General features: G+C 69.5%; 26 protein-coding genes. 11 read left to right on the top strand and 15 right to left on the bottom strand.

Features of this window, described 5'->3' with window-relative positions:
- Positions 1–570: 570 nt before the first annotated feature.
- From AB0C16_RS32975 to AB0C16_RS32965, 3 genes are all read left to right on the top strand, one after another.
- Positions 571–1,824, top strand: a complete 1,254-nt coding sequence (locus tag AB0C16_RS32975) for a site-specific integrase (RefSeq protein ID WP_357688745.1) — start codon at positions 571–573, stop codon at positions 1,822–1,824.
- A complete protein-coding gene (locus AB0C16_RS32970; RefSeq protein ID WP_357688744.1) occupies positions 1,824–3,311 on the top strand; it encodes a tyrosine-type recombinase/integrase in 1,488 nt (495 codons plus the stop codon). Before AB0C16_RS32975 ends, AB0C16_RS32970 begins: the two co-directional genes overlap by 1 nt.
- Positions 3,312–3,435: 124 nt before the next feature.
- On the top strand, positions 3,436–5,739 hold the full coding sequence (locus tag AB0C16_RS32965) for a site-specific integrase (RefSeq protein WP_357688742.1): 2,304 nt from the start codon (positions 3,436–3,438) through the stop codon (positions 5,737–5,739).
- Positions 5,740–5,826: 87 nt separating this feature from the next.
- Here AB0C16_RS32965 and AB0C16_RS32960 read toward each other — a convergent pair whose 3' ends face one another.
- Positions 5,827–6,219, bottom strand: a complete 393-nt coding sequence (locus tag AB0C16_RS32960; RefSeq protein ID WP_357688740.1) for a hypothetical protein — start codon at positions 6,217–6,219, stop codon at positions 5,827–5,829.
- A gap of 35 nt (positions 6,220–6,254) precedes the next feature.
- Between AB0C16_RS32960 and AB0C16_RS32955 the strand changes: the two genes are divergently transcribed.
- On the top strand, positions 6,255–8,252 hold the full coding sequence (locus tag AB0C16_RS32955) for a site-specific integrase (protein WP_357688738.1): 1,998 nt from the start codon (positions 6,255–6,257) through the stop codon (positions 8,250–8,252).
- A gap of 52 nt (positions 8,253–8,304) precedes the next feature.
- A complete protein-coding gene (locus tag AB0C16_RS32950) occupies positions 8,305–8,763 on the top strand; it encodes a hypothetical protein (RefSeq protein ID WP_357688736.1) in 459 nt (152 codons plus the stop codon).
- A 45-nt stretch (positions 8,764–8,808) separates the two neighbouring features.
- Here the strand turns inward: AB0C16_RS32950 and AB0C16_RS32945 are convergent, their stop codons facing one another.
- Complete coding sequence (locus AB0C16_RS32945; RefSeq protein ID WP_357688734.1) at positions 8,809–9,075, bottom strand: hypothetical protein; 267 nt, start codon at positions 9,073–9,075, stop codon at positions 8,809–8,811.
- Between the two features lie 112 nt (positions 9,076–9,187).
- The gene (locus tag AB0C16_RS32940; RefSeq protein ID WP_357688732.1) at positions 9,188–10,090 is read right to left on the bottom strand and encodes an aminoglycoside phosphotransferase family protein; all 903 of its coding nucleotides are present in this window, start codon (positions 10,088–10,090) and stop codon (positions 9,188–9,190) included.
- 559 nt (positions 10,091–10,649) lie between these two features.
- On the opposite strand from AB0C16_RS32940, the gene AB0C16_RS32935 reads away from it, so the two are divergent.
- Positions 10,650–11,291 (top strand): histidine phosphatase family protein, encoded by a 642-nt coding sequence (locus AB0C16_RS32935; RefSeq protein WP_357688730.1) that lies wholly within the window; start codon positions 10,650–10,652, stop codon positions 11,289–11,291.
- A gap of 184 nt (positions 11,292–11,475) precedes the next feature.
- On the opposite strand, the gene AB0C16_RS32930 is transcribed toward AB0C16_RS32935, so the two are convergent.
- Entirely contained in the window at positions 11,476–11,739 is a 264-nt protein-coding gene (locus AB0C16_RS32930; RefSeq protein ID WP_357688728.1) for a GntR family transcriptional regulator, read from the bottom strand.
- Positions 11,740–11,834: 95 nt separating this feature from the next.
- Here AB0C16_RS32930 and AB0C16_RS32925 point away from each other — a divergent pair, with 95 nt between their 5' ends.
- Positions 11,835–12,044, top strand: coding sequence for a hypothetical protein (locus AB0C16_RS32925; RefSeq protein ID WP_357688726.1), 210 nt, complete (start codon positions 11,835–11,837; stop codon positions 12,042–12,044).
- Between the two features lie 398 nt (positions 12,045–12,442).
- On the opposite strand, the gene AB0C16_RS32920 is transcribed toward AB0C16_RS32925, so the two are convergent.
- The 9 genes from AB0C16_RS32920 to AB0C16_RS32880 all read right to left on the bottom strand — a co-directional run bounded on the left by AB0C16_RS32920 (position 12,443) and on the right by AB0C16_RS32880 (position 21,663).
- Complete coding sequence (locus AB0C16_RS32920; RefSeq protein ID WP_357688724.1) at positions 12,443–12,622, bottom strand: hypothetical protein; 180 nt, start codon at positions 12,620–12,622, stop codon at positions 12,443–12,445.
- Between the two features lie 85 nt (positions 12,623–12,707).
- Complete coding sequence (locus AB0C16_RS32915; RefSeq protein WP_357688722.1) at positions 12,708–13,718, bottom strand: endonuclease/exonuclease/phosphatase family protein; 1,011 nt, start codon at positions 13,716–13,718, stop codon at positions 12,708–12,710.
- A 172-nt stretch (positions 13,719–13,890) separates the two neighbouring features.
- Positions 13,891–14,127 carry a hypothetical protein gene (locus AB0C16_RS32910; protein ID WP_357688720.1) on the bottom strand — a complete coding sequence of 79 codons (237 nt, stop codon included), beginning with the start codon at positions 14,125–14,127 and terminating at the stop codon, positions 13,891–13,893.
- Between the two features lie 105 nt (positions 14,128–14,232).
- Positions 14,233–14,706 carry a hypothetical protein gene (locus AB0C16_RS32905; protein WP_357688718.1) on the bottom strand — a complete coding sequence of 158 codons (474 nt, stop codon included), beginning with the start codon at positions 14,704–14,706 and terminating at the stop codon, positions 14,233–14,235.
- Between the two features lie 15 nt (positions 14,707–14,721).
- A complete protein-coding gene (locus AB0C16_RS32900; RefSeq protein WP_357688716.1) occupies positions 14,722–17,271 on the bottom strand; it encodes a PEP/pyruvate-binding domain-containing protein in 2,550 nt (849 codons plus the stop codon).
- Entirely contained in the window at positions 17,268–17,792 is a 525-nt protein-coding gene (locus AB0C16_RS32895) for a hypothetical protein (protein WP_357688714.1), read from the bottom strand. The genes AB0C16_RS32900 and AB0C16_RS32895 overlap by 4 nt, the downstream gene beginning before the upstream one ends.
- A gap of 211 nt (positions 17,793–18,003) precedes the next feature.
- Positions 18,004–19,158: an ArgE/DapE family deacylase gene (locus AB0C16_RS32890; protein WP_357688712.1), complete on the bottom strand. Its 1,155-nt coding sequence runs from the start codon at positions 19,156–19,158 to the stop codon at positions 18,004–18,006.
- Between the two features lie 102 nt (positions 19,159–19,260).
- Complete coding sequence (locus AB0C16_RS32885) at positions 19,261–20,529, bottom strand: Zn-dependent hydrolase (protein ID WP_357688710.1); 1,269 nt, start codon at positions 20,527–20,529, stop codon at positions 19,261–19,263.
- A 33-nt stretch (positions 20,530–20,562) separates the two neighbouring features.
- Positions 20,563–21,663, bottom strand: a complete 1,101-nt coding sequence (locus tag AB0C16_RS32880; protein ID WP_357688709.1) for a diaminopropionate ammonia-lyase — start codon at positions 21,661–21,663, stop codon at positions 20,563–20,565.
- Between the two features lie 76 nt (positions 21,664–21,739).
- Here AB0C16_RS32880 and AB0C16_RS32875 point away from each other — a divergent pair, with 76 nt between their 5' ends.
- Positions 21,740–22,633, top strand: a complete 894-nt coding sequence (locus AB0C16_RS32875) for a LysR substrate-binding domain-containing protein (RefSeq protein WP_357688707.1) — start codon at positions 21,740–21,742, stop codon at positions 22,631–22,633.
- Positions 22,634–22,702: 69 nt separating this feature from the next.
- Entirely contained in the window at positions 22,703–23,125 is a 423-nt protein-coding gene (locus tag AB0C16_RS32870; protein ID WP_357688705.1) for a hypothetical protein, read from the top strand.
- A 17-nt stretch (positions 23,126–23,142) separates the two neighbouring features.
- Here AB0C16_RS32870 and AB0C16_RS32865 read toward each other — a convergent pair whose 3' ends face one another.
- Positions 23,143–23,391: a hypothetical protein gene (locus tag AB0C16_RS32865; RefSeq protein WP_357688703.1), complete on the bottom strand. Its 249-nt coding sequence runs from the start codon at positions 23,389–23,391 to the stop codon at positions 23,143–23,145.
- A 162-nt stretch (positions 23,392–23,553) separates the two neighbouring features.
- Positions 23,554–24,318 carry a GntR family transcriptional regulator gene (locus AB0C16_RS32860; RefSeq protein WP_357688819.1) on the bottom strand — a complete coding sequence of 255 codons (765 nt, stop codon included), beginning with the start codon at positions 24,316–24,318 and terminating at the stop codon, positions 23,554–23,556.
- Between the two features lie 221 nt (positions 24,319–24,539).
- On the opposite strand from AB0C16_RS32860, the gene tgmA reads away from it, so the two are divergent.
- Both tgmA and tgmB read left to right on the top strand, forming a co-directional pair.
- Positions 24,540–24,800, top strand: a complete 261-nt coding sequence (gene tgmA, locus AB0C16_RS32855; RefSeq protein ID WP_357688701.1) for a putative ATP-grasp-modified RiPP — start codon at positions 24,540–24,542, stop codon at positions 24,798–24,800.
- Positions 24,801–24,802: 2 nt separating this feature from the next.
- On the top strand, positions 24,803–25,756 hold the full coding sequence (tgmB, locus tag AB0C16_RS32850) for an ATP-grasp ribosomal peptide maturase (RefSeq protein WP_357688699.1): 954 nt from the start codon (positions 24,803–24,805) through the stop codon (positions 25,754–25,756).
- Positions 25,757–25,982 lie beyond the last annotated feature (226 nt).

Raw genomic sequence — 25,982 nt, 5'->3', positions numbered from 1 at the left:
TGCCCGGAAACGCAACACGAGCGACGACCCCCAGCGCGAACATCCCGATGGAAAGCCGCCTGCTCGATCGCCACACGAACACAACCGCACACAGCGAGTACGGGCAGAAGGCGCTTCTTCGTGACCGACGCCATCATGAACGGCCTTCCGCCGCACATCGCCCAAGTGATCTGCGGCCATAGGAGCATTGACACAACGATGGGCTACAAGGCCGTATACCCGGCCGAGACGATCGAGGCGCACAGAGCGTTCATCGCCCGCCGCCGAGCCACTCGACCCAGCGAAGAATACCGAGCCCCCACCGACCAGGAGTGGGACGCCTTCCTCGCACACTTCGAGAAACGCAAGGTGTCCATCGGCACCTGTGGCCGCGCTTTCTCCACCCCTTGTATTCATGAGCACGTCCCGTTGACCGAATTATCGAGAGCTCCGACTGTGTGTCGGTGAAGGCCAGGCCGTCGGTCCAGCGTCTTGATTTGGTGCCGGGCTGGTCTTGATCGTCACTGCGGGTGGCGGGTTGGATCTGTTGTGATCGGGTGTCGTTGAGGGTGTCGGCACGCGGAGGCGGGAATGGTGGAACCGGCGATCGGGGTTCGGAACGTCGCGGCGTTGAGGGTGGATCGAGTCGGTCGGGTCGTGGAGACGGGCGATCCGCTGCGGCCGTTCGAGTTGCTGGACGAGCATGGGGTCGAGGTCACCGCGGTCAGCGAGTTCCTGCATCACATGCTGGCCGACGACGCTCGGCCGACCTCGCTGAGGTCATACGCCTATGAGCTGCTCGCCTGGTTCCGGTTCCTTCGGACGATCGGGGTCGCGTGGGACGGCGCGGGTCGTGCCGAAGCCCGGGACTTCGCGCTCTGGCTGAAGACCGTCCGGAAGCCGTCGAGGCCTCGCCGTTCTGACGCCCCGGCTCCCGGGGGCGTGAACCCGCTCACGGGAAAAGCGACGCCTGGCCTGAACTACGCGCCCAGGACTCGGCGCCATGCTCGAGCGGTGATTCGCTCGTTCTATGAGTACCACCGCGAGATGCACGGCCGTCCGCTGGTGAATCCGTTCCCTGCGGCCGAAGGGGCTGAGGACGGCAGGCTGAAACGCTCACCACAACCCGATGCGGGCGGCCGGCAGCCGCTGCAGAGGGCCGCCTACCAACCCAAGGAGCCCAAACCTGCGCCGAGGATCATCCCGGACCAGGCGTTCAACGAGCTGTTCACGGCGCTGTCCTCGAACCGGGATCGCGCGCTCATCGCGTTTTACATCTCCACCGCCGCCCGGGCCTCGGAGCTCCTCGGGATCGTGCAGGGGCTCGTCGCTCCGGAGGACCAGACGGTCGGCGTGATCCGCAAGGGCAGCCAGGCGCTGCAGCACCTTCCTGCCTCCCCGGACGCCTTCGTCTGGCTGCGTCTCTACCAGCAAGAGATGCACGGCCTGATCCCGCGAGGATCTTCTCAACCGGTGTGGTGGACTCTGCGCCGGCCGTTCCGACCGCTGTCCTACGACGCGGCCAGGATGGTGTTCACCCGCGTTAACCAGCTACTCGGCGCCAACTGGACCCTGCATGACCTGCGGCACACTGCGGCCAAGAGGATGATCCGCGACCCGAACCTGACGCTCGCCGACGTTCAGTGGGTGCTCGGGCACGCCCACATCACCACCACCGAGATCTATACGAACCCGGCACCGGACGAGGTGGTCAGCCACGTTCTGGCCCATCACGAACGGCAACGCAGCGGCGCGGACGCGCTCCCCGCGCCACCGGCACCTGGTTATCGGCCCGAGGTCCTGGCCGCGCTTTTCGGCACTCCACAGATCAGCGGGGAGGCGTGATGGCCAGGAAGGTCCATGACGGCCCCGCGAACGGGACGGCGCAGAGAACCCAGCCTCCGCAGGAATGGCCAGCGCGCCCGATGCCGGACGGGTGGTGGCAGACGCGGCAGGAACGTGACGCCCTGACCGCACGGCTGCTGACCGCTTTCACCGACGCGGTGATCTCGCGCCGTGACTTGGTGCGGCGGCGGGGACTGGCCAAGCTGCTGGACTGGCTGGAAACTCAACCTGGCGACACCTGGCAGGACCGGTGGCTGACCAGCGGAGCGGACGCCGCCGGCTTCGAGTGGACCGACCTGGTGCTGAGCGGAGACGCGGCCCGGTTCAAGCGCGACGAATTGGTCGGCGGGCTGACCGGAGAGGGCGTGCAGTTGCCGTTCCTCGTGGTGGACGGCGGTGGCGAGGAACTCCGGCCGGTGAGCGCCTATCTGCGGGATCTGATGCTCGGAGACGCCAGCCCGTTGACGTGCCGGAGCTATGCGTTTGACCTTCTGCGGTGGCACCGGCTGCTGTGGTTCCTCCAACTCAACTGGGAGAAGGCGACCGAGGCCGAGGTCGCAACTATGGTCGGCTGGCTGCGTACGGCCCGGAACCCGCAGCGAGAACGCAAGCGGCCGGGCGCGACTCCAGCGGGATCAGTAAATCTCAAGACCGGCAAGCCGTCGCTGCGGGCCGGGTACGCGCCGAGCACGATCAATCACGCGCTCACCGTCGTGCATGGCTTCTACTCCTTCCATAGCCGGTTCGGAGCCGGCCCGGTGGTCAACCCGGTGCCCGTCTCGGCGCAGCGGCGCCAGGTGCTGGCGCACCGCAGCCCACTGGACCCGGTGCCGGTGGTCCGTCGAGCGCGGTTGCGGCAACGGGTACCGCAGCAGACGCCGCGAGCGATCCCGGACAACCTGTGGGACGAGCTGTTCGCCGCGATGGGCTGTGATCGCGACCGGGCGCTGCTGGAGTTCTACGTCAGTTCGGGAGCACGAGCCAGTGAGCTTCTCGGCCTGACCTTGGACGACATCGACTGGGGCGGCCAACTGATCTACGTGGTCTCCAAAGGCACCCGACTTCGCCAGCCGATCCCGGCCTCCCCGAACGCTTTCTGCTACCTGGGCCTTTACCTGGCTACCGACGGACTGCCGTTACCTGGGCAGCCGATCTGGCGGACCCGCCACGGCGAGCAGCGGCCGATGACCTACTGGGCGATGAGGCGGGTGCTGCAACGGGCCAACGAGCGGCTGGGCACCAACTGGACGTTGCACGACGCCCGCCACACCGCCGCCACCAGGATGGCCGGCGACGAACGCCTCACACTGGCCGAGGTCCAGACCATCCTTCGCCACGCTCACCTGGACACCACGGGGCACTACCTGGTGGCCCGCATCGAGGACATGCACGACAAGCTGCACGAGCACTACACCCGGCCTCGCCCGCAACGCTCTTATCCGGCCGGTTACGACCCCGACGACATCAAGGCGGTCTTCGGTGGCTGAACCGACCACGACCACGGTGGCCCCTGACGAAGCCACGAGGCTGGTGCCGACACGGTTCGCTGGCCTGCAGGCCGCGCCCGCACTGCCGTCCGCGGTCCCGCCCGGCCCCTATAGCCGCCATCTGGTGGACGCTGGCGTTGACGAGATCGAGGCGGCGATGCGCCAGGTCTGGCCCGGTGGTCGCGACTCCGAACGACGGCGGGCCCGCGGCGCCCGGCTCCTCCTGGAGCACCTCAGCGGCTTCCCGGGTGGAGGCTGGCAGCAACGGTGGGAGGCCAGCGGGCTGAACGAGGCGAGCCGGCCGGTCAACGTGATGATCCCCGAGCATCAAGGGCGCAAGGAGATCTGCACCGGTGCGGCCTGCTTGTTCGCGCTGCGCGTCATCCGCCCGTCATTACTGGCACTGCGGTCGACCCGGTTCGCTGGCTACGGCGGACGGTTCCTGGAAGCGCAGCGTGACCCGCTGCTGGAGGAGTTCTGGAAGCGGGTTAAGGATCATCCGGTACATCCGATGCACCACACCGCGGCCCTGTTCGACGTCGCGGTCGCGTTGACCACGCAAGGAATCGCCCTGGCCGACCTGACGCCTGAGGCGTTTCTGCACTACATATGGCAGTCCCGCGATCAAGGACTGACCATGAAGGCCCGCGGCAAGCAGAACCGCGGCCAGTTCCCAGGCCAGCTGGCCTGGCCCGTCCTGCACGAGATGGGACTGTTCCCCCCGGGCACACCGGCGACGGTGCGCGCGGCCGTGCTACCGGGGCAGCGAACGCTGGAAGAACTCGTCGATCGCTACGCCATCCAGCATCAGGGAGTACGGCAACTGATCCTGGACTACCTGGCCCGGCGCCGCAGCGAACTGGACTACAGCTCCCTCGATCAGCACGCTCGGTCCCTGGCCGGGGCGTTCTGGGCCAAGATTGAAGCCCTCTCACCCGGGCATCCAGACCTGCGCATCGACGCCGACCTCTATGAGAGATGGCGTGAGGCGCTCAACACCCGCAAGGACGGCCAGGGCAAGCGACACGAGGTCGAACGCATCCTGCGCTCAGTGCGCTCCTTCTACCTCGACCTGCATAGCTGGGCGGTCGACGAACCCGACAAGTGGGCACCATGGGTCGCTCCCTGCCCGATCCCCGACAACGCGCTACGCGGGCTCACCGTCCGCAAGCGGCGCACCAAGGAACGCATAGACGACCGGATCCGCCGCCGCCAACCCCTGCTGCCCACCCTCGTGGCGCACCTGGAAGACCGCTACCACCACCTACGCGAACTCCTGCACCACACTTCCCCGCTCGCTCCCGGCCAGACCTTCACCTTCGAGGGACGCCTCTACCAGCGGATCTGGACCGCTGGTGACGAACGGCGCCAACGGCACGGCGGACAGGCCAATGTTCGGGTCCGCGACCTGGCCGCCGACGCGGACCTGAATCTCACCGTCACCGAGGAGCTGGCTTTCTGGGAATGGGCGACCACAGAGGTCCTGCGACACAGCGGCATTCGGATCGAGGAGCTCCTCGAGCTCACTCACCTCAGCATCCGCCAATACCAGCGCCCCAACGGGGAAGTCATCGCGCTGCTGGTCATCGCCCCGTCCAAGACCGACCGCGAGCGCGTCATCCCCATGTCGGCCGAGCTGTTCGCCGTCATCGCCGCCATCGTTCGCAGACACACTGACGGCGGCCGGGCCATACCCCTCATCCAACGTTACGACCAGCACGAACGCCGGATGAGCGAACCGATGCCGTTCCTGTTCCAACGCCAGCTCGGCACCGTCCGCCGTGTCATCTCGCCCGCCACCGTCCTGGTCATGCTCCGCCGACGCTGCGCCGAGCTGGCCGAGCACCACCCAGGCTTCCAGACCGTCGGCTTCACCCCCCACGATTTCCGCAGGCTGCTGGCCACCGAGCTGGTCAACAACGGACTCCCCATCCACATCGGCGCCGCCCTACTTGGGCATTTGAACCTGCAAACAACTCGGGGATACGTCGCGGTGTTCAACGAAGACCTCGTCCGCCACTACCAGGCATACCTCGACCGCCGCCGCCAGGCCCGGCCGACCGATGAGTACCGCCCGGTGACCGAATCCGAATGGCTCGGGTTCGAAGAACACTTCGACCAGCGCAAAGTCGAGCTAGGAGGATGCGCCCGGCCCTACGGGACCCCTTGCCAACATGAACACGCCTGCCTGAGATGTCCCATGATCAACATAAACCCGAAAATGCTGCACCGCCTCGACGAGATCGAACTCGACCTCCTGGCCCGCCGAGCCCGAGCCGAAGCCGAGGGCTGGCTCGGCGAGATCGAAGGCATCGACCTCACCCTCACCTTCCTCCGCCAGAAGCGAGACCAGACCCGCCGACTCGCCAGAGTCGCCCCGATCCACCTCGGCATGCCAGGCATGCCCACGCCCAGGGCTCAGATGTGATTCGTGATCCGCCTAGTCACGGCACGGCCCTATCGACGAGGGGTCGCCATAGCCTGATCGGCGCCAGGGTCGCCAGGAATTGGCGAGCTACGGGTCGCGGTAGTCGTCCTTTAACACTCCCCACACGCCCACCGTCATTCCATCAACGACGCCCTCGATCTCGTAGACGACCGCGACACCATCACGGAACTCGCGAGGCGGCGATGCATGAGGCAGCAGGCCCGCGAACACCTGATCGATGATCTTTCGGATTCGATCAGGCGTGGCTCTGATGCGGCCATCAAGGATCGGCAACCGGCCATACAGCCGACCTTTCCGCACCTCGAACGGATGCTGCACGATCCAGGTGATCTGCCCGGCGTCGTCCGCGCTCACACCGCTGGCCACCAGCGTCGCGTTCATCATCTCGGCGGCCGCAGCCAGGACCGTTGCCGCCAGCCGATCAGGCAACAACTGCACTTCGCTAGCGCCCTCGCTCATGGAGCGAATGATCCCACGGCATTACGACTTGCAAAGTGCAGAGAATTCTGCGGCAACGGCTCGCGCAGATGCTGGCCGAGGCCCGCCAGGCCCTCGATCCCGAGGGATTCATCCGGCTCGAGGAGCATGCCCGGGACGCGATCGGGTGGGCTCGGTCGGACGCGATGAACAAGCTCACCTGGGTGGTGATCAGCAAGGGCGGCACGGTCGCTGACATCACGATGGGCGACTGCGTCGAGCTGACGGCCGCGCTGGAGGAGTACCACTTTCGGGGAAGCGCAGGTCGGCTGCTGTTCTACGCGCTACTGAAGGAAACCGGGATACTTCCCGCGTCCGCCCCGCCACGGTTCCGGGCCTTGCGGATCGAGGGACGCCCCAGCATCGAGCAGATCGTCGACAAGTACGGCATCGAGTGCGAACCCGTCCGGGACTTGATGGTCGAATACCTCACCGAGCGGGCGCCCGACCTGGACCACACCTCGCTGCGCTCGATCGCCCGCAACCTATGCCGACTGTTCTGGCGCGACCTGGAACTCCACCATCCCGGCATTAGCTCCCTACACCTGGCGCCCGAAGTCGCACAGGCATGGAAGGAACGGCTTTCCTACATCCGCGACACCGACGACAACCCGATCCGGCCGCGCGTCAACTTCCGCAGCGAGTTGGTCTTCGTCAAAGCCTTCTATGAGGACATCGCCCGCTGGGCCGTCGACGACCCCGCCCGCTGGGCAAGGTGGGCGGTCCCGTGCCCGATCAAGGCCAGCGAGTGCACGACCAAGAAGGCCAAGTCCAGGGTGAAGTCGCGGATGGACCAGCGGACCCGAACCCAGCTCCCGCTCCTACCCGCCCTGCTACGCGCGGTTGAACAGCAGCACAAAGCCGCCGAGCACCTGATCACCACGACCATGGGCACGCCTGAAGGCGAGACCTTCACAGTTGAAGGCCGCGAGCTGCGGCGGTGCCGGCAGGGCCCGTCCGGGCGCGTCTATGTCATCGAGGCCGCCACAGGCAAGAAGCGGAACCTCACCCACGAGGAGGAAGCCGCGTTCTGGTCCTGGGCGACGGTTGAGGTCCTGCGCGCGACCGGGGTCCGGATCGAGGAGATGCTCGAGCTCACCCATCACAGCTTCGTCGCCTACACGCTGCCGACCACGGGCGAAGTCGTACCGATGCTGCAGATCGCGCCTTCCAAGACCGACGCCGAACGGCTCCTGCTCGTCTCGCCCGAACTCGCCGAGGTCCTCACCGCGATCATTTTCCGAGTCCGGCGCGGCCACGCCGCCCTGCCTCTGGTCTCGGCCTATGACGTGTTCGAGCAGACCTGGAGCGCGCCGATGCCGTTCCTGTTCCAACGCCGCTACGGCTCCGAAGACCGTGCCCTGACCCGCAGCTACATCCGCGAATGCCTGATCGCCACCTCCGCGGCTGCGCAGATCACCATCGCCGGTGAACCCCTCGAATGGCGACCCCACGACTTCCGGAGAATCTTCGTCACCGACGCCCTGCGCTCCGGGCTCCCACCCCACGTCGCCGCCAAGATCTGCGGACACGCCCTCCTCGACACCACGATGGGCTACGCCGCGATCTACCCCGAAGACGTCATAACCCACCATCGGGCGTTCATCGCCCGCCGCAGGACCGAACGCCTCCGCGAGGAATACCGCGACCCCACCGCCGGTGAATGGGAAGAATTCCTTGCCCACTTCGAGCTGCGGAAGGTGGCGCTCGGAGTATGTGGTCGCGACTTCGGAACCCCTTGCGCGCATGAAAACGCCTGCGTCAGATGCCCCCTCCTTCGCGTTGACCCAGGTCAGAAGACCCGACTGGAGGAGATCCACGCGAACCTCATCGACCGGCTCACCGAGGCCAGACAACAGGGCTGGCTCGGCGAGGTCGCCGCAATCGAAACCACCCTCGCCGCCGCCAAGCAGAAGCTCCAGGCCATGAGGGACGCGGTCTCCCGCACGACCGTGGTCAGCCTTGGCATGCCCGACATCCGCCGATCCGTTGGACGCTCGAGCGGACGACAATAATGACGCGCCGCCTGGTTGCACCCGATCCGAAACCGCCCGCTACCGTGCTCTCGTGGCACTCAGGACGGTCAACGACCGATGGGCAGGAGACAACCTCGACGATCTGGTCGCCTACTTCGGCGCGGATCCAGACGAGTACCCGGCGCACCAAGTGGTCGCGGCACGCTGCGACCAGTGCACAGGCCAGGTCTTCGTCCTTGAGACCGACGAGTCGTCCACTTGCGTCCGCCGCACCTGCGTCAGCTGCGACCAGACCACCCACATGCTGGACAGCGAGGAGCACTGGCCGACCACGGAAGAAGAGGCCGAAGCCCAGTACTTCGTCGAGTGCACCTGCGGCGAGGACCAATTCGAGACTGCAGTCGGCTTCACCTTCTACGACGACGGCCCGACCTCGGATATCCGCTGGGTCAGCATCGCAGTCCGATGCACGACCGACGGTCTCATCGGCTACTGCGCGAGCTGGAAGATCGGCTATGGGCCCTCCCGCCACCTGGTCGACTCTGTCTGATCCCCGGGTCCGGCCACGACACGCCCGATCTTCAATTTGAGCTGATCAACCGCCACCACGCCCTGTCACCGACCTCTCATCGGGGCGCCAAAGGCCCCTCAAGATCAGTTCGGTTAAGCTTGTGTCAGATGTGCGCTTCTCAGGCCGGACCCGGTCCAACGCGCCCGCATCGAAGAGATCCGCGACAACCTCATCGCCCGCATTGCCGAGGCCGAACGCGAAGGCTGGCTCGGCGAGGTTGAAGGACTCCAGGTCAGCCTGGCTGGCGCCGAGGAGAAGCTCCGCCGGCTCGATCGGGGCCACGGGCAGCATACGGCCGTGGACCTTGGCATCCCCACCACGCGCGGTGATCGATGAACCCCACGAAGGCGGGCTGCCGCATGGCCCTCAACCAAGATCGAGAACAAGTTAAGAGAAGCGTGCGTCAAACGCCCTCTAGAACACGATCAAGTGCCGCCCGGCCTGCAGGTCCCCAGTTCGGCTTGCCGCCGGGAAGGCCCCGATCCCCGTTCTGCCCCATGAGCATCAGAAAGAGACTCTTCATAGCGGCCAGCCCGCGGGCGCGCCTGATCGCCGCCTCATCCGCGTGCGCGTACGCGTCGAAGAACCGTGCGGCCGTCCCCGCGGGGAGCAGCACCCACGCGGCGCCGAGGTCCCACGCGGGATCGCCCGCGAATAAGGCACCGAAATCGATCACGCCCGAGAGCGTCCCGTCCGAGACGACGACATTCGCGGGATGGAGGTCACCGTGCACCCACACCGGCAGGCCCTCCCACTCGGGAGCCGCGACGGCATCGGCCCAGACGGCCCGGACGGCGCCGACATCGCCGACGGCGTCGGGGTCAATGGCCTGCAAGAACTGCTCGAAGCCGCCCGTGCACCTCTTGGGGTGAGCGCCGAAGTCCGAACTGGCCGGGGCCTCGGCGGGCGCCTCCACATGGAGCGCCCGGAGGAAGCCCGCCAACGTGTCGGCCGCGTGGACGCCGCGGCTGATCGAGCCGTGGTCCAGCGGCTCGCCGGGAACCCACGTCATCACGGTCCAGTGCTTGGGGAAGCGCTCAGACGGTTCGCCGAACCGCACCGGGGTCGGCACCGGGAGCGGCAGGCGCAGGGCCAACACGGGTAGCCACCGCCGCTCCTTGAGCTGGAGCTCCGGGGTGGGGTCCATGCGCTGCATGCGCACGGCCAGCTCGTCCCCGAGGCGCCACATCTGGTTGCCCCAACCGCCCGCCACCTCGCGGATGGCCAGCCCTGCAAGGTCTGGATGTTGCTCCCGCAGCAAGTCGCGGACCAGGTCTGCGGTGATCTCAATCTCGGCGTCGGTCATGCGAAGTCACAGTACTGAGGCGGCAGGCGGAGCGGCTCTCGCTCTCCGGAGCATCTCGCTGTGATTCCTCTGGCATCACCGATCGGTTTCAGAGAGCTGCAGATCAGAGGCTTTGGGACGGAACGGCCCCATAGTTCAGAGAAGCCTGCGTCAGATGCCCCCTCCTTCGCGTTGACCCAGCTCAGAAGCCCCGACTCGAAGAGATCCACGCCAACCTCATCGACCGTCTCGCCGAGGCCAAGGAACAAGGCTGGCTCGGTGAAGTCGCCGCCATCGAGACCACCCTCGCCGCCGCCGACCAGAAGCTCCAGACCATGCGAGAGGCAGCAGCTCGCACGACGACCGTCAGCCTCGGCATGCCCGACATCCGCCGGTCCGTCGGCCGCTCGACCGGAAGCGGCACGTGACACGCCGCACTTCTCCCACGTCGTCGGTTGCACCATTGCCGCTGACAGCCCGTGATGGCGGTCGGCGACAGAGCCGTATTCACGAATTCAGGGAACTCGTGAACCACTCTTAAGATCACCAAAGAACGGCCCCCTACAGGAAGAGCTCACTCATGCGCACCATCTACGCCGTCACCCATCCGGAGGCGACGCACCACATCGAGGGGGTCGTCGGCGGCTGGCATGATTCGCATCTGACGCCGGCTGGCCTCAGCGCAGCGGCCTCCATTGCCCAGGCGCTGCGGGCTCAGATCCCGGACGGCGCCGATGTGGAGCTATTCTCCTCAGATCTGCAGCGCACCCGGCAAACGGCCGAGAAGGTTGGCGAGCTGTTCGGCGTGAAACCGATCCTGGACCGCAGACTGCGGGAGAAATCCTACGGAGAGGCGGAGGGAAGGCCACAGGAGTGGCTGGACCAGCGATTCATCCCGCCGCCGGCTGCCGGGGAGCGGTTGGAACACGACGAGGGCGTGGAGGGCGCCGAGACCAAGGCGGCGTTGGCGCAGCGCATCTACGCGGCCATGGACGAGATCTTGCAGCGTCCCTGCGAACACCAGATCATCGTGACGCACGGTGGCTCCCTGACAGTTGTCGTGGCGTCCTGGATCAAGATGCCGATCAAGGCGGTCGGCCACGCCTATTTCCGGGCGCCATCCGGCAGCATCACCACGCTGCACGAAGACGACTTCTACTACAACCGCCAGGTCGTCAATCTCGGTGACACCCGCCATCTCGACTCCGCCGAAGCTGGCTGACCTCTACCTGGCAGGCTTCGACGGCTAACGAGGTGACGTGCCGCCGCTGAGCAGACTCCGTCCCATGATGCTGCGCCAATCCGCAAGAGCCGGGGGCGCCCGCGACACGCCGAGCGGCAGGCCATGACCGACGATCAACAGCCAGGGTTCGCTGCCGCCTGCTTGGCCGAGGTTGATTCACGTGTCAGGAGGTGTGAACTACTGGTGGCTCTGTGCCGCCAGGTGGGCTGACGAAGCTGCCCATGCCGCGAACGGTATAGATGGCCCCCTCCTCACGGAGGGCTCTCATCACCTTGTGGGCGGTCATCCGGGCGATTCCGAACTCTTGCATCAGATCGTTCTCGCTCGGTACTCGCGAACCGGGGCGGTACGCCCCTGCTGCGATGCGCTCGCGGATCGCTTGGGCGACCTGCTGCCACTTTGGTTGGTCCTCGCGAAACTCGATCACCAGGCAACTGTAGAAACCTGCGATGTACCGCTATCGACCGGATGGCCCTATAGACCACTGTAGACATCCTCCCATCTGGCGTTTAGCCTGGCGACATGTCAGCACCTGGCTACGACCTTGACGTGCTTCGCGCCATGTTCCCCGGTTGGTCGTTCTTCTGCAGTGACACGGGCGTCTTCTACGCGACCAGGCGCGGTGTCCGCCTTCGCAATACCGAGATCGATGCGGGGCTTCATCAGACGGTGAGCGCTGATGACGTGGGAACGTTCGTGGCACTGCTTCAAGACCAGCAGATCCGACGGTGACGTCGTGCCCACGTCACGCTCACTGCCCGACTATCACGGGCTGCATGTGGCTGTTCCGCACCAGCAAGCTGAGCGAGTGGAGTGGGAACGAAGTCTTCCGCGCGCTGATCGGACGCGGGTACGCGAGCACACATGCGTTTGCCAGCGCCCGATGTTCGAACTGTGCGCAGCTGGCGGCCTGTGGTTCATCCGGCGCACTTCGGCTGAGTCCCCAGTTCTGGTCGTGGAGAGCGCCTGGCTGTCGGCGCGTGCGGCGAAGAACCTGTGGCTACGGATTTTGACTGGTCAGGCACGGTGACTCGACGAAAACGAGGACACCTGCGTGAAGAAACCGCAGGTGTGGTCTTCGAGGAGGAGTAGCGCTGTCACGATCCGGGAGCAGCCGGCGTGCGGGTGCGTCAGGAGCAGAAGTTCGCGATCGTGGCGGTGAGGACGTCGGTCAGGCGGTGCAGGGAGGCGAGGTCGGCCCACTCCGTGGCGGCGTGGGCTCCTTCGCCGTCGACGCCGAAGAGCAGGCGCGGGATACCGGCCTGGTCGAGCAGGACACGGTCGGTCCAGGACGGTTCGGCGCGGATCACGGGCGGATGCCCGAGCGTTCGCTCGGCGTGTGCCGCTCCCGGGAAAGGCACGAGACGACCGCTGTCCCCCGGCCGCCGGTGAACGTCAGAGCTTGATGTGGGCCGCCACCGGCAGGTGGTCGCTGCCGGTGGCGGGCAGGGTCCAGGTGGTGACGGGCGTCGCCGCGCGGGTCATGACGTGGTCGATCCGGGCGATGGGGAATGCGGCGGGCCAGCTGAAGCCGAAACCCTCCTCCGCCGGGGTCATCCGGGAGGTGACCGGAGCCAGGCCACGGTCATCGAGGGTGCTGTTGAGGTCGCCCAGCAGAACGATCCTGTCCAGCCGTTCCGCGGCGATGGCCGCGCCCAAGGCGGCGGCGCTCTCGTCCCTCCAGCCGGAGCCGAAGCCGTCTGGCAGCCGGATACGGACCGAGGGCAGGTGGGCGACGTACACGGCTATGTCACCGGATGGCGTCCGCACGGTGGACCGCAGCCCTCGGCTCCAGTCTCCTCCGACCTCCGCGGGCTTGATATCCACCGGCCGGGAGTCCGCGAGGGGATGTCTGGACCACAGTCCGACGGTGCCCACGACCGCGTGGTAGGGATGTCCGGGCGCGAGGACGGCCTCGTAGACGGGCAGGGCGTCAGGCGTCAACTCCTCCAGAGCGATGAGGTCGGCTCCGGCCTGGGCCAGGGCTCGCGCGGTTCCGCCGGGATCGGGGTTCTCGTCGCTGACGTTGTGCTGGAGCACGGTCAGGTCGTGAGCCGCCCCCTGATCAGCGGGTGGCAACCGCTCACCGAAGAGGGCGGCCCAGACCGCCGCGGGCAGCACCAGGGACACCATCGCGGTGGCCGAGCGACGCAGCAGTGCCAGGACCATCAGCACGGGAACGGCAAGGCCACCCCAGGGAAGGAAGGTCTCCAGCAGGCTGCCGAGATTGCCGACGGTGTTGGGCACGACGCCGGGGAACGCCAGCAGCCCGGCCAGCAGCACGGCAACCGACGCGAGCACCCGCCCCCGCGACCAGGACGTCCGGCCCGGCCCGCCCCCACGCCGCCGGTCGACGCGACGAGGGCGCCTCTCCGCGGCGCGGGCCTTCCGATCTTCGACGCTCATACGCCCGACCGTACGGGCCGCCACGGGGAAGTGCTTCGGCTACCCGTGAGCTCCCCTGGAATCCTCTCCTGCCGGGTGCGCGACGGGACACGTTCTGACCGTTGGGCAGCACTTCTCGGACTCTGCTTCTACCTCGCCTCGTCGTTGGCTGATCGAGCTCTGAGCGGGCCTGTCAGCCCAGGAGACCGAGGGAGCGGAGCCAGTCGACGTACCGGTCCATCCAGGTGCCGCAGGGCAGGTCCGGCGGCGCCGCCGCGAACGCATGGCCGCCCTGGGCGTAGACGTGCATCTCGACCGGGTGTCCCGCCGCCTGCCAAGCGGCGTACAGGGCGAGGTTGCCGGGCACGACCCCGATGCCCTCGTCGTCGCTGGCGAACGCGATGAACAGGGGAGGCGCGTCGGGCGGCACGGTGTACTCGTCGAAGACGCCGCCGTAGATCGGCGCGGCGAAGGCGGGGCGGGTGGCCGCGTCGTAGCTTGTCGCGGCGTGGATCGTGAGCAGCCCGCCCGCGGATTAGCCCGTCATGCCGACGCGCCCCGGGTCGACGCCCCAGGCGGAGGCCCGCTCGCGGACGACCCGGAGCGCCTGGAAGGCGTCGTCCCTGGCCACGCGCGACTGGGCCTTGACGGCGTCCATGATGGGGGACGACGACGCCAGGCGCATGAACTCCTCGTCGGCTCGCGGCGTCGGCGCCAGCCGGTACCTGAGGACGAACACGGTCAGGCCGTGCCCGGCGAGCCGGCCCGCGACGCCGTTGATCTCGAGGTCCTCCCAGTGCGGGAGTGTGTGGAAGCTGCCGCCGGGGCAGAGGATCACGCCGGTGCGGGCCGCCACGGACGGATCGGGGGTGTAGACGGTCAGCGACGGCGCCGTCACGTTTCGGATCAGTCTGACGTTCCTGGCGGCCGGGATCTCCTGGAGGAAGGTCTCGTGGCCGTGGATCGCCTCCTGCGTGGAGTCTTCCCATAGCGGGATGATCGCCTTCATAGCCGCTTCTTCCGGTCAAGGGTGGACGAGGGTCACGGTGCCGGCCTCTCCGTCGATGATGACCTGCTGGCCGCTCCGCAGCCGCTCGGTCGCCGTGCCGGTGCCGAGCACGGCGGGAATGCCGTACTCGCGCGCCACGATCGAGCTGTGGCTGAGCGGGCCGCCGACGTCGGTGACCACGGCGGACGCGAGCGCGAACAGCGACGTCCACGCGGGTGTGGTGATCCGCGCGACCAGCACGTCCCCCTGGCGCATCCGGCCGAACTCGCCGGGGCCGTGGATGATCCGCGCGGGAGCGCTGACCCGTCCGGGGCTGCCGGGCACGCCCTTGATGACGTCGGCGGATCCGTCGTCGCGGTGGCCGGGCAGCAGTCGGGAGAAGTCGATGCCGAGGATCTTCATGCCGTCTTCCGGGAGCGCGTGCGGTGGCGCGACGGCCTGCTGCGCCCGCCATGTGGCCCTGCGCTCGGCCACGACGGCGCGCGAGTCCGCCGGGGTACGGCCTGCGGAGTCCAGCGCCTCGACCGCCGCCTCCAGCTCGTCCAGGCGCAGCCAGAACACGTCGTCCTCATCGGCGACGGCCTTCGCGGCGACGAGTCGCCGGCCGATCTCGTGCAGTGCGTGGCGGGCGACAGGCCAGCCCAGGCCCACGTCGGCCAGGGCGTCCTCGCGCAGCGGCGCCATCTTCTGCGCCCAGCGCAGCACGCGCTTGGCGAACGCCGCCCGCAGGCCGCGGCGGGCGTTCAACCGGCGGGCGGCCCGCTCGCGTTGCTCTCGCGCCGCCCGCTGCCGCTCATGGGGGTCGGGCGCCTGGCCGGTCAGGTAGAAGCGCAGCGTCTGGAGCAGCGGCGCCGGGTCCTCCGCCGGTAGCGGCTTGGCGAAGTCGAGGTCGTACACCATGTCGCCGAACTCGGCCAGGTGCGCGGCGAACCGGCCGGCGAACTCCCCGGGCTGATCCACCGGAGGGTGCTCCAGGCGCTCGGCCGGCCCGGGCTGCTCGCGCGCCCAGCGCGCCAGGTCGTAGAGGGACTTCTCCGCGCGCACCGGCTTGCTGTCGAAACCCAGCAGGAACGCCGGCGCCGGCGGATCGTCCGGGCGCCTGACGCGCTTGTACGCCTGGGTGAACAGCGACTCGCTCATGTAGGCCGCGGGCAGGACGCCGCTCTGGATGGCCGTGTAGTAGCGGGCCGCCTCCTCGACGATCTCACGGGCTCCGGCGAGGAGTTCGCTCGCCGGCGCGGAGGCGGTGTCGGCCGAGCCCCGCCTGGCCGCGACACCCGCGTAGGCCGCATGAGCCTGCCGCCACCGCTGCGCCGCGGTGCGCAGCCCCCGGGGCAGTGTGACGGCCAGGAACAGCGGCTGCGCCACCATCGTCCGGGCCAGCATGCCGGGCGTGTAGGTGATGTTGTAGTAGGCGTAGCCGCCGATGACGGCGAACGGCTCGTCGAAGTACGGCAGGCCGATGCTCTTGTACCCCTCCAGGGTGGCCTGCTTCCAGGCGTCGAGGCCCAGCGTGGCGAAGAGCGGGGAGAGCGGTTCGGGCAGCAACTCGGTGACGCTGCCCCGCACGTACTTGCCCTTCGGGTCGGGCAGCTCCCAGGAGGGTGCGGCGCCGGGCAGGGCGGTGATGGGACGCGCCTGGAGGATGTGCGGGCGGCCGTCGTGTCTGGCCCACTCGATGTCCATCGGCCGCTCGTACAGTTCCTCGATCGCGACGGCGAGGCGGGTGAGCTCGGCCGCCTGCGGCGGGTCGAGCACGGGCCGCTCGCGCAGCTCAGCCGGCACCGGCTCCTCGCGGGTCCCGGCGGGCGTGCGGACCGTCATGACCTGTTTGTCGCTGATCTCCTGCCGGATGATCGAGCCGTCGGCCTTGGCGACGACGATCGTGTCGGGGGTGACCTGCCCTCCGACGACCGCCTCGCCGAGCCCCCAGGCCGCGTTGACCATCACCCGGTCGCGGGCGCCGGTCAGCGGGTCGGCGGTGAAGAGCACGCCGGCCGCGTCGGCCGGCACGAGCTCCTGGACCACGACCGCCAGGCTGACCTCGTCGGGGCCGATGCCCTGTCGTGCGCGGTAGCCGATGGCGCGGGCCGTCCACAGGGACGCCCAGCAGCGCTTCACCGCGTCCAGGACCGGGGAAGGGCCGCGGATGTTGAGGTAGGTCTCCTGCTGACCGGCGAAGGACATCTCCGGCAGGTCCTCGGCGGTCGCGGAGGATCGCACGGCCACCGCCGGGTCGTCGCCCAGCTCGGCGTAGGCGGCGCCGATGGCGCGGGCCACCTCTTCCGGCACCGGCTGCCCGGTGAAGAGCGCGGCGATCTTCTCGGCAGCGGTGTCGCAGGTCTCGGGCCGGTCGGGGAAGGCCGCCGAGGCGAGCTCGACGATGCGCTCCTGCAGGCCGTGCGCGGTGACGAAGCGGCGGTAGGCGGCCGTCGTCACGTGGAAGCCCGGTGGCACCGGCAGGCCGGCCGCGGCCAGGCGGGCCAGCGAGGCGCCCTTGCCCCCGGCCCGCTCCAACGTGGCGCGGGCGTCGTCCAGGGCCAGGGTGAGGGGTTCGTCCGTCATGATCGCTTCCCTTCCTGTCGGTTCAGTGCGGCGGCGAGAGCGGCGCGGGCCTGGTCCAATCCGCCGAGCAGCACTGCCTTGCCGTTGGCGAGGTCGGCGCCGCCGGGCGGCGTCAGGGCTCGGTCGAGCAGGTCCGCCAGCGTCTCCAGCAGCTCGTCCGGCGTCGGCCGATCGGGGTGCGGCCCCGTCTTTTCCGCCATGAAGGCGCTGCGCAGGGCCGGGGTGAGCGCGTCGAGGATGAACGCCACGGCCCGGGTGTCGACCTCCAGGCGCATGGTGCCCGCCCGCTGCATCATGTGGAGGAACTCGCGCATGCCGAAGGTGCTCGGCCGCCTCTCGAACAGGTTCGAGGGCTTGCGGAGGTATTTGCCGAAGACCTCCGGGTCCCTCACGGTGATCGCGGAGGCCAGCGGCAGCGTCTTCAGCACGTGGACCATCGCCCGGTAGACGCTGGCCACGTCGCCGCCGCGCGGATCGGCCTCCACCTGCTCGCGCCAGGTCTCGACGTGGCATTTTGACACTTTTCGACAATCTGTCAATCAGACGCTGCGCCCGGCTCCTCACGCCGTCAACGGTGAGCCGCGGGAAGCGGTCGGCGCGGCAGGGGGGCCGCTCGGGCGGGCCATGACGCCTCAAGGGCCACGCGTAGGTCCGGGCACGTGTTCTCGGCCGCCACCTCGCGCGTCCACAGCCCCGGTCCCAGACTGATCACAAGAAGCAGCCGGGGGCGCGTCAGGAGCAGAAGTCGGCGACCGTGGCGGTGAGGACGTCGGTCAGGCGGTGCAGGGAGGCGAGGTCGGCCCACTCCGTGGCGGCGTGGGCCCCTTCGCCGTCGACGCCGATGAGCAGGCACGGGATGCCGGCCTGGTCCAGGAGGGCGCAGTCGGTCCAGAACGGCTCGGCACGGATCACGGGCGGGTGGCCGAGCGCCCGCTCGGCGTGCCGGAGCACGGTGCGCACGATCGGCGCCTCGCGGTCGGCCTCGAACGGCTCGCGGTGCAGGCCGCGGTGCAGGCGGTGGCGGAAGCCCGGGACCGTGGCGGCGAGCCGGTCCAGGATCGTGGTCAGCTCCGCGTGGACGGTGCCGGCGCTCTCGCCGGGGACGATACGCCGCTCCAGCGTGATCCGGCACAGCGCCGGGTAGGTCGAGGCCTCCTCACCGCCCCGGATGACGGAGGCGTGCACGGTGCCGGTGCCGAGCAGCGGGTGCGCCTCGCCCCGGGCCAGGCGCTCGCCGTGCTCCTCCAGGGCGACCAGGAAGTGACCGGCCTTGGCGATGGCGTCGACGCCCAGGTCGGGTCGTGACCCGTGGGCGGCACGGCCCTCGATCTCCACCTCGAACCAGGCGAACCCCTTGTGCGCCAGCGTCACCTCGAGGTTGCTCGGCTCCGTGACGATGGCCGCGTCGGCGGTGAACGTCTCCAGCACCTCCTCGGTGCCCGCGCTGGCGTACTCCTCGTCGGCGACGCAGGCCACGAGCACGTCGCCGCGCAGCGTGCCGCCGTCCGTGGCGCGAGCGGCGGCGATCATCATGGCCGCCAGGCCGCTCTTCATGTCGTACGAGCCCCGGCCGTGGAGCCTGCCGTCGCGGATCAGCGGTTGGAGCGGGTCGCCGTCGTAACCGGCCAGGCCGACGGTGTCGACATGGCCGTTGAGCATCAGCGAACGCCCGCCGCCGGTGCCGCGCGCGACCGCGACGAGCGAGGGGCGTCCCGGCCGCTTCTCCAGCCGGTGCACGTCGAACCCCCGCGCGCGCAGCCACTCGCCGCAGTAGTCGGCGATGGCCGCCTCACCCGCGCCGCCGGGCACCAGATCGGGGTTGACGGAGTCGATGGCGACCAGCCGGGCGAGCAACTCGACCGGGTCGTCCTGATGCTCGTACGTCATGCGGTTCCTTCCTGGTGGCTTCTCGGGTCTGGTCGCTTCCGGGATCACGGCTGGCCCCGTCGGTCGGCATCGGCCTCGATCTGGCGACGCCCTGGCTGGGGCTCAGTCATGGCCGGCCAGCCGGAGCAGGGTGGTGGCCAGGACGTCGATGCCGTGCGCGCAGGCCTCGGGGGTGGAGTATTCGCGGGGGTTGTGGCTGATGCCGTCGTACTCGCCCCGTACGAAGATCATGGCGGTGGGGCAGAGGGCGGCGATCTCCTGGGCGTCGTGGCCCGCTCCGGACAGCAGGGAGAGGTGGGCCAGGCCGTGGTCGTCGGCGGCCTGGGCGATCACCTTCCGCACGCCGTCGTCGAACGGGACGTGGGAGGTCCGGGCCATCCGGCGAGTGGTGACGCTCAGACCGGGCTGCCGTTCCTCCAGCGTGCGCAGGAAGGCCACGAGGTCCTCCTCGGCGCGGGCCATTAGCCCGTCGTCGGGGTTGCGCAGGTCGACGGTCAGCTCCGCGCGGGCCGGGACGATGTTCGTCAGGTCCGGGTGGACGGCCAGGTGCCCGACGGTGGCGCGCAGCTCGCCGTACGAGCCGGAGTCGACCATGGCGCGCAGGTTGGTGACGACCTGGGCGGCGGCCAGCCCGGCGTCGGCGCGCAGCTCGGTCGGCGTGGTGCCGGCGTGGGCGGCGCGGCCGTGGATGACGACCTCCTGCCACGAGATGCCCTGGACGCCGGTGACGACGCCGATCTCCACCCCGGCGTTCGCCAGGACGGGGCCCTGCTCGATGTGGCACTCCACGTAGGCGTGCGGCGGGTCGAGCCGTTCGGAGGCCGGGCCGTCGAACCCGGTGCGGGCCAGCTCCGCCCCGAGGGTGACGCCGTCGCGGTCGGTCAGCGCGTAGGCGTCCTCCAGGCTGACGCGGCCGGCGGCCACCGCGCTGCGGAGCATGTCGGTGCCGAAGCGGACCCCCTCCTCCTCGGTGAAGATCGCCACCTCCAGGGGGTGGCGGGTGGTGATGCCGCGCTCGTTCAGGGTGCGGATCGCCTCGATGCCGCCGAGCACGCCCAGGCAGCCGTCGAATGCTCCGGCGGTCGCGACGCTGTCGAGGTGCGAGCCGGTCAGGACCGGGCGGGCACCGGGGTCGCCGCCCTCCCGGCGCCCGTAGACGTTGCCCATCCGGTCGACGCGCACGGCCAGGCCGGCCTGCTCCATCCAGCCGATGACCAGGCGCCGACCGGCCGCGTCGGCGTCGGTCAGCGCCAGCCGGTTCACGCCGCGCAGGCCGGTGCGTTCGTCGTCGTACGCGCCGATCTCGGCGAGCTCCATCAGCGACCGCCACAGGCGGTCGCCGTTCACGGTGATGAGGTCACGCGTGGACACGGTCACGACTCCTCACTGTGGGGTTGGTGCCGGTCATGGCTGGGGATCCTCGGCGTGGGGGTTGGCGTCGGCGCCCTCGGTGCTCAGCAGGACCACGGTCGACAGCGGCCCCACGCTCAGCGCGGCTCGGCGCTCACCGGCGGCGTCGCCGGTCAGGGCGGCGCGGACGCCCGCCAGGGACGCGGCGCCGCACGGTCCGGAGGAGACGCCGAGCGCGGCGAGGTCGCGCGCCGCGCGGGCGCTGTCCGCGTCGCTGACGGCGATCGCGGCGTCCAGGCCCTCGCGCAGGTACGGCCAGGCCAGGCCGGAGGGGGTGCCGCAGTTCAGGCCGGCCATGGCGGTGGGGCGGGTCGCCACGGTGACCGGCCGCCCCTCGGCGAGACTCGCCAGAACGCACGCCGCCGCCTCGGGCTCCACGGCCAGCAGCGCCGCCGGACGGTCCCGGCGGGCGCGGTAGTGCGTCACGGCCGCCTGCGCGAGAGATCCCACGCCCACCGGTACGGCGACGAGCCCCGGCGGCTCGGCGCCCGCAGCGCCCAACTGGGCGTCGACCTCGGCGAACAGGGTCGAGTAGCCCTCGACGATCCAGCCGGGCACCTCCTCGTACCCGGGCCAGGAGGTGTCCTGGACGAGCACGGCCCCCGGCTCGTCCGCCGCCTCGGCGGCGCGGCGTACCGCCTCGTCGTAGCTCCCGGCGACCTCGGTGACCCGCGCCCCTTCGTCGGCGATGGCGGCCACGGCGGCCGGATGCACCCCCTCGGCGACGAACACGTGGGCCCGCTGCCCCCGCGACCGCGCCATCCGGGCCACGGCCCGGCCGTGGTTGCCGTCGGTGGCGGTGACCAGCAGCAGGGGTTCCGAGCCCGATGCTTGAGGCGCCAGCACCCGGTGCACCGCCCAGGACGCGCCCAGCGCCTTGAAGGCGGGCAGCCCCAGCCGGGACGACTCGTCCTTGACGAACACCCGCCCCACGCCCAGCTCCGCGGCGAGGCCGGGCAGCTCGACCAGGGGAGTGGGGGCGTAGCCGTCGAGCGAGGCGTGGAACTCCCGCACCCCGGCGGGCGCCGGGTCGCAGGTCCAGGTTCGGGCGGCTGGTCTCGTATACCACTGGCCAGTGGAAGATGTCGCGGGCACACGACCACGGTGCCGTCCCGGCCTATGCTTGGTCCAGCGAATGTTTCCGATCGATAATCGTCAGGAAAGCCGATCGATGTTCGACCTGCACCGGCTCCGCCTGTTGCGTGAGCTGAAGCACCGGGGCACGCTCGCGGCGGTCGCCACCGCCCTGTCCTACAGCCCGTCCTCCGTTTCCCAGCAGCTCTCACTGCTCGAAACCGAGGTCGGCGTGCCGCTCCTGGAGCCCGTGGGCCGGCGGGTCCGGCTCACCGAGCAGGCCGAGATCCTCGTCGCCCACACCGAGGCGGTGCTCGAACGCCTCGAACAGGCCGAATCCGACATCGCGACCTCCCTCACCCATCTCACCGGCACGCTGCGCGTCGCGGCCTTCCAGACCGCCGCCCTGGCCCTGGTGCCGACCGCCCTGACCCTGCTCCGCGACGCCCACCCCCGGCTGCGCGTGCACCTCACCCAGGCCGAGCCCGAGAGGGCGCTGCCCGCGCTGCTCGCCCGCGACTTCGACCTGGTCATCGCCGAGGAGTATCCAGGCAACCCCAACCCGCTGCCCGACGGCCTCGAGGTCGAGGACCTGTGCGACGACCCCCTCCGGCTGGCCGTCCCCGCCGGCATGGACGCCGCCGACCTGCGCGCGCTGGCCGGCCATCCGTTCGCCATGGAGCCCCCGGACACGGCCGCCGGACACTGGGCGATGAGGCTGTGCCGCGACGCCGGGTTCGAGCCCGACGTCCGGTTCGAGTCCACCGACCTCCTGCTGCACGTGCGGCTCGCCGAACAGGGGCACGCCGCCGCCCTGCTGCCCGACCTCGTGTGGAACGGCCGGCCCCCCACCGTCACCCTGCGGCCCCTCCCCAGTGGCCACCGCGCGCGCCGCCTCTTCACCGCCGTACGCCGCGGCCGCAGCCGCCATCCCGCCATCCGGGCCTGCCGCCAGGCCCTGCGCCGGGCGACCGCCCCGACCTCGCTCTGACGGGCGCGCCGAGCTGGCCGAGGTGATCACCGCGGCCAGCTCGGCGCGGACGAGGAGGTCGGCATCCTCATGCCGTTGCCCAAGGAGTACATCCAGTGGGACCCCGGGACCTTCGAGGAGGAGACGGAGAACGCCCGTTGCACCTGGGAGATGCTGGGCGGTCAAGAAGGCCTCGACATCGACCCGGACCACATCCTCGCCTGGGGCATCACCTCGGGCCCCGACCTCCTGTGCTGGCTGACCACCGACCCCGACCCTGACCAGTGGCCCGTCCTGGTCTGCGGCCGACACACCTGCGAGGACTTCACACTCTTCCCCTATGGCATGGTTGAGTTCCTGCGCAGGCTGCTTCTGGACGAGTACGACCCCTACCCCCTCAGCATCAACCTGCGTGACGCCTCGCCGCGCTACGTGCACTGGCTCGAAGAACAAAAGCGCTGGAAGGCGGGCTTGGACCCTGACTCCGGTTTGCCACGATCAGTCGACCACTAGGGGTCTGTCGCGACTGGTCACAGCCACTCGTTGATGGCAGCGACCAGCGCGGTCGCCTCATAGCGGACGGCCAACTTGTCGTATCTCGTGGCCACGGCCCGGGCGCGTTCGTGCCCCGGTGGTGGCAAGGCACCGGAAGCGACGCATGGGCCCTGCAGCACGGGTCCAGCGACGTCGAGGCGTGGCTGAGCGCGGCCTATAGCGACCGCACCCTGGTAACGCAGGTCGGCCCGCTGCACGCCGACCACCCCGCCCACCCCGGACACGACCTACGACGTGGTCGCCATCCGGCCCAAGCGCTGACGTTTCACCGGGTGCCACTCAGGCGGTGACCGGGCGCGCGTCAAGGCACCCGGCCACCTCCGCCGGAGGAGCGTGCCCCTGGACGGGCGCCCGCTTGGTTGGTCCCGCCGGGTGCCGGGACGCGGTCAGGACAGCCGGAACTCGTGCTCGACGATCTGGTTGTCGGCGGGGGTCACCGTCGTCGTGACCTCGACCACGCGACCGTCGGAGGTCCTGCCGACGTGGAAGATGTCGAGCACGCTGCGCTCCGGGCTGATCTCCAGGGCGACGGCCTCCGCGTCGCTGGGAGGCCGGACCATGAAGCGTTCGCTGGCCGCCACCTGCTTGAACCCGAGGTCGGCCAGGGCCGACTTGATGCCGCCGACGAGGACGGCGGACGGGTCCTCCAGGGTGCTGCCGCCGGCGATCTCCAGGGGGATCCAGGAGGCGTTGAGCCGGACCGGGATGCGGGAGGCGAGCAGTCTGCGGCGGCGTACGAGGCAGTTGACCCTGCCGCGGGGTAATCCGAGGGCTTCGGCGATGTGCTCGGGGGGCTGGGTGTGTTCGGTGGTGATCTCGTGCTGGGGTTCGAGGCCGAGGGCCCGGATCTCGGCGTCGAACGCGCCGCGGGCGTCCTGACCCTCGCGTATCTCGCGGGGATAGCGGGCGGGCGAGTGTAACAACGGGGGGAGCCAGGTGACCATCGTGCCCCGCCCCTGCCTGGCGGTCACCTTGCCCTCGGCGGCGAGGAGTTGCAGGGCCCGGTTGACCAGACTGCGGGACACACCGAAGCGTTGTGCCAGCTCGGGCTCGGGCGGCAGCAGGGTTCCCGGTGGATGGCGCCCGTCAAGGATGTCTTGACGCAGGTGGTGGGCGATCTGGCGGAAGTTCGGCTTGCCGAGCTGGTCCATCACACTCCCTGTCTCTCCTCGGCTGTCGCGGCGGAAACGTCGGGACCACGAAGCCTATTGACTTACCGTGCTCAAGAGATCACTCTATGAAACGCCAAACGTTTGATGTTCGGTTGGTAGTGAACCCAGGAGAGAGCCCAAGCGGCGAGCCGGGCACGACCGTGCGCATGTCCCGAAAAGGCCGATCCTGGTCAACCCTCGAAGCCAAGGAGCTTGATGCCATGAGCGTCGCGACGCAGCCCGCCCCGTGGGGAGTCACCCGGGTGACGGCGTTCGACCCGTCCGCCCCCGTGGATGTGCCCCACGTCGAGCTGGACCCGGTGTCCCAGACCGGCCGATACTTCGACCCGGCCGGCCGGCCGATCGAGGCGGGCAGGCACGGAAGCGGCAAGGTGACCAGCAGGCCCACCAAGACGGCCGCATCCGACGGCCAGAAGCGCACCAGGGACGACGACAGCACCCTCGACTACTCCAGCGACTGACGATGGCCGACGCTCCCGTCCTGGTCGTCACCAGTGTGGACGACGCCACGGCCGACCCGGTCACTCAGCGGTTGTTCGAGCGTGGGGTGCCCGTGGTGCGTCTCGATCCGGCCGACTTCCTCGGTGCCGCGGCCAGGATGTCGGCCAGGTTCGGCAGCCGCGGGATGTCCGGCCGGGTCTGCACCGCGAGCCGGGAGGTGGAGCTGCGCGGGGTGCGGGCGGCGTGGTGGCGCCGTCCCACTCCCTACCGGGCTCGCGCCGGCTGGCAGGAGCAGATCGCCAGGTTCGCCGTGAACGAGGCCGGCATCGGGTTCGGCGGTGTGCTGGCCGCTCTGCCCGACTGCCTCTGGGTCAACCATCCGTGGCGCAATCACGCCGCCGAGCACAAGCCCGCCCAGCTCGACACCGCGGCGGCGTGTGGCTTCACCGTGCCCGAGACGCTGATCACCAACGAGGTGGACGAGGCGCGGGCCTTCGCCGACGCGTTCGGGCCGGTGGTCTACAAACCGCTCAGGCACGCCGTGTTGCCGGCCGCCGACGGTCGCGACGGGATGATCTGGGTCGGCCCGGTCGTCTCGGCGTCGCTCGACGAGTCGGTGGCCGGCACGGCCCACATGTTCCAGGCCGAGGTCAACAAGGTCGCCGACGTGCGGGTCACCGTCGTCGGCCGGTGGGTCTTCGCCGTGCGCATCGACGGCGGGCTCCTCGACTGGCGGGCCGACTACGACGCCCTCACCTACACCCGGATCCCCTGCCCGCCTGAGGTCGAACGGGCCATCCATCGTTACATGGCGAGCTTCGGGTTGTTGTTCGGAGCGTTCGACTTCGCCCTCACCGCCGCCGGTGAGTGGGTGTTCCTGGAGTGCAATCCCAACGGCCAATGGGCCTGGATCGCCGAGCAGGAGGACGCGGTCGCCGACGCCCTGGCCGACCTCCTGGAGAAGGGCCGGGCCTGACCAACCCCCTGGAGTCGGACCTGACCGGCTTTCTGGGACGGATCTGACCGGCTTTCTGGGACGGGCCTGATCGGCTTTCTGCAGGCGGGGCGGCCCTGATCGGCGAGACCGCCCCGCCTGCAGAAAGCCGATCAGGCCCGTCCCAGAAAGCCGGTCAGATCCGTCCCAGAAAGCCGGTCAGGTCCGACTCCAGGGGGTTGGTCAGGCCCGGCCCTTCTCCAGGAGG

The organism is Nonomuraea sp. NPDC048916 (genome assembly GCF_040649575.1).
In the GTDB taxonomy this organism is placed as follows: domain Bacteria; phylum Actinomycetota; class Actinomycetes; order Streptosporangiales; family Streptosporangiaceae; genus Nonomuraea.
Note: the sequence above shows the minus strand (reverse complement) of the source record. Positions and strands in the feature narration are given on the sequence as shown.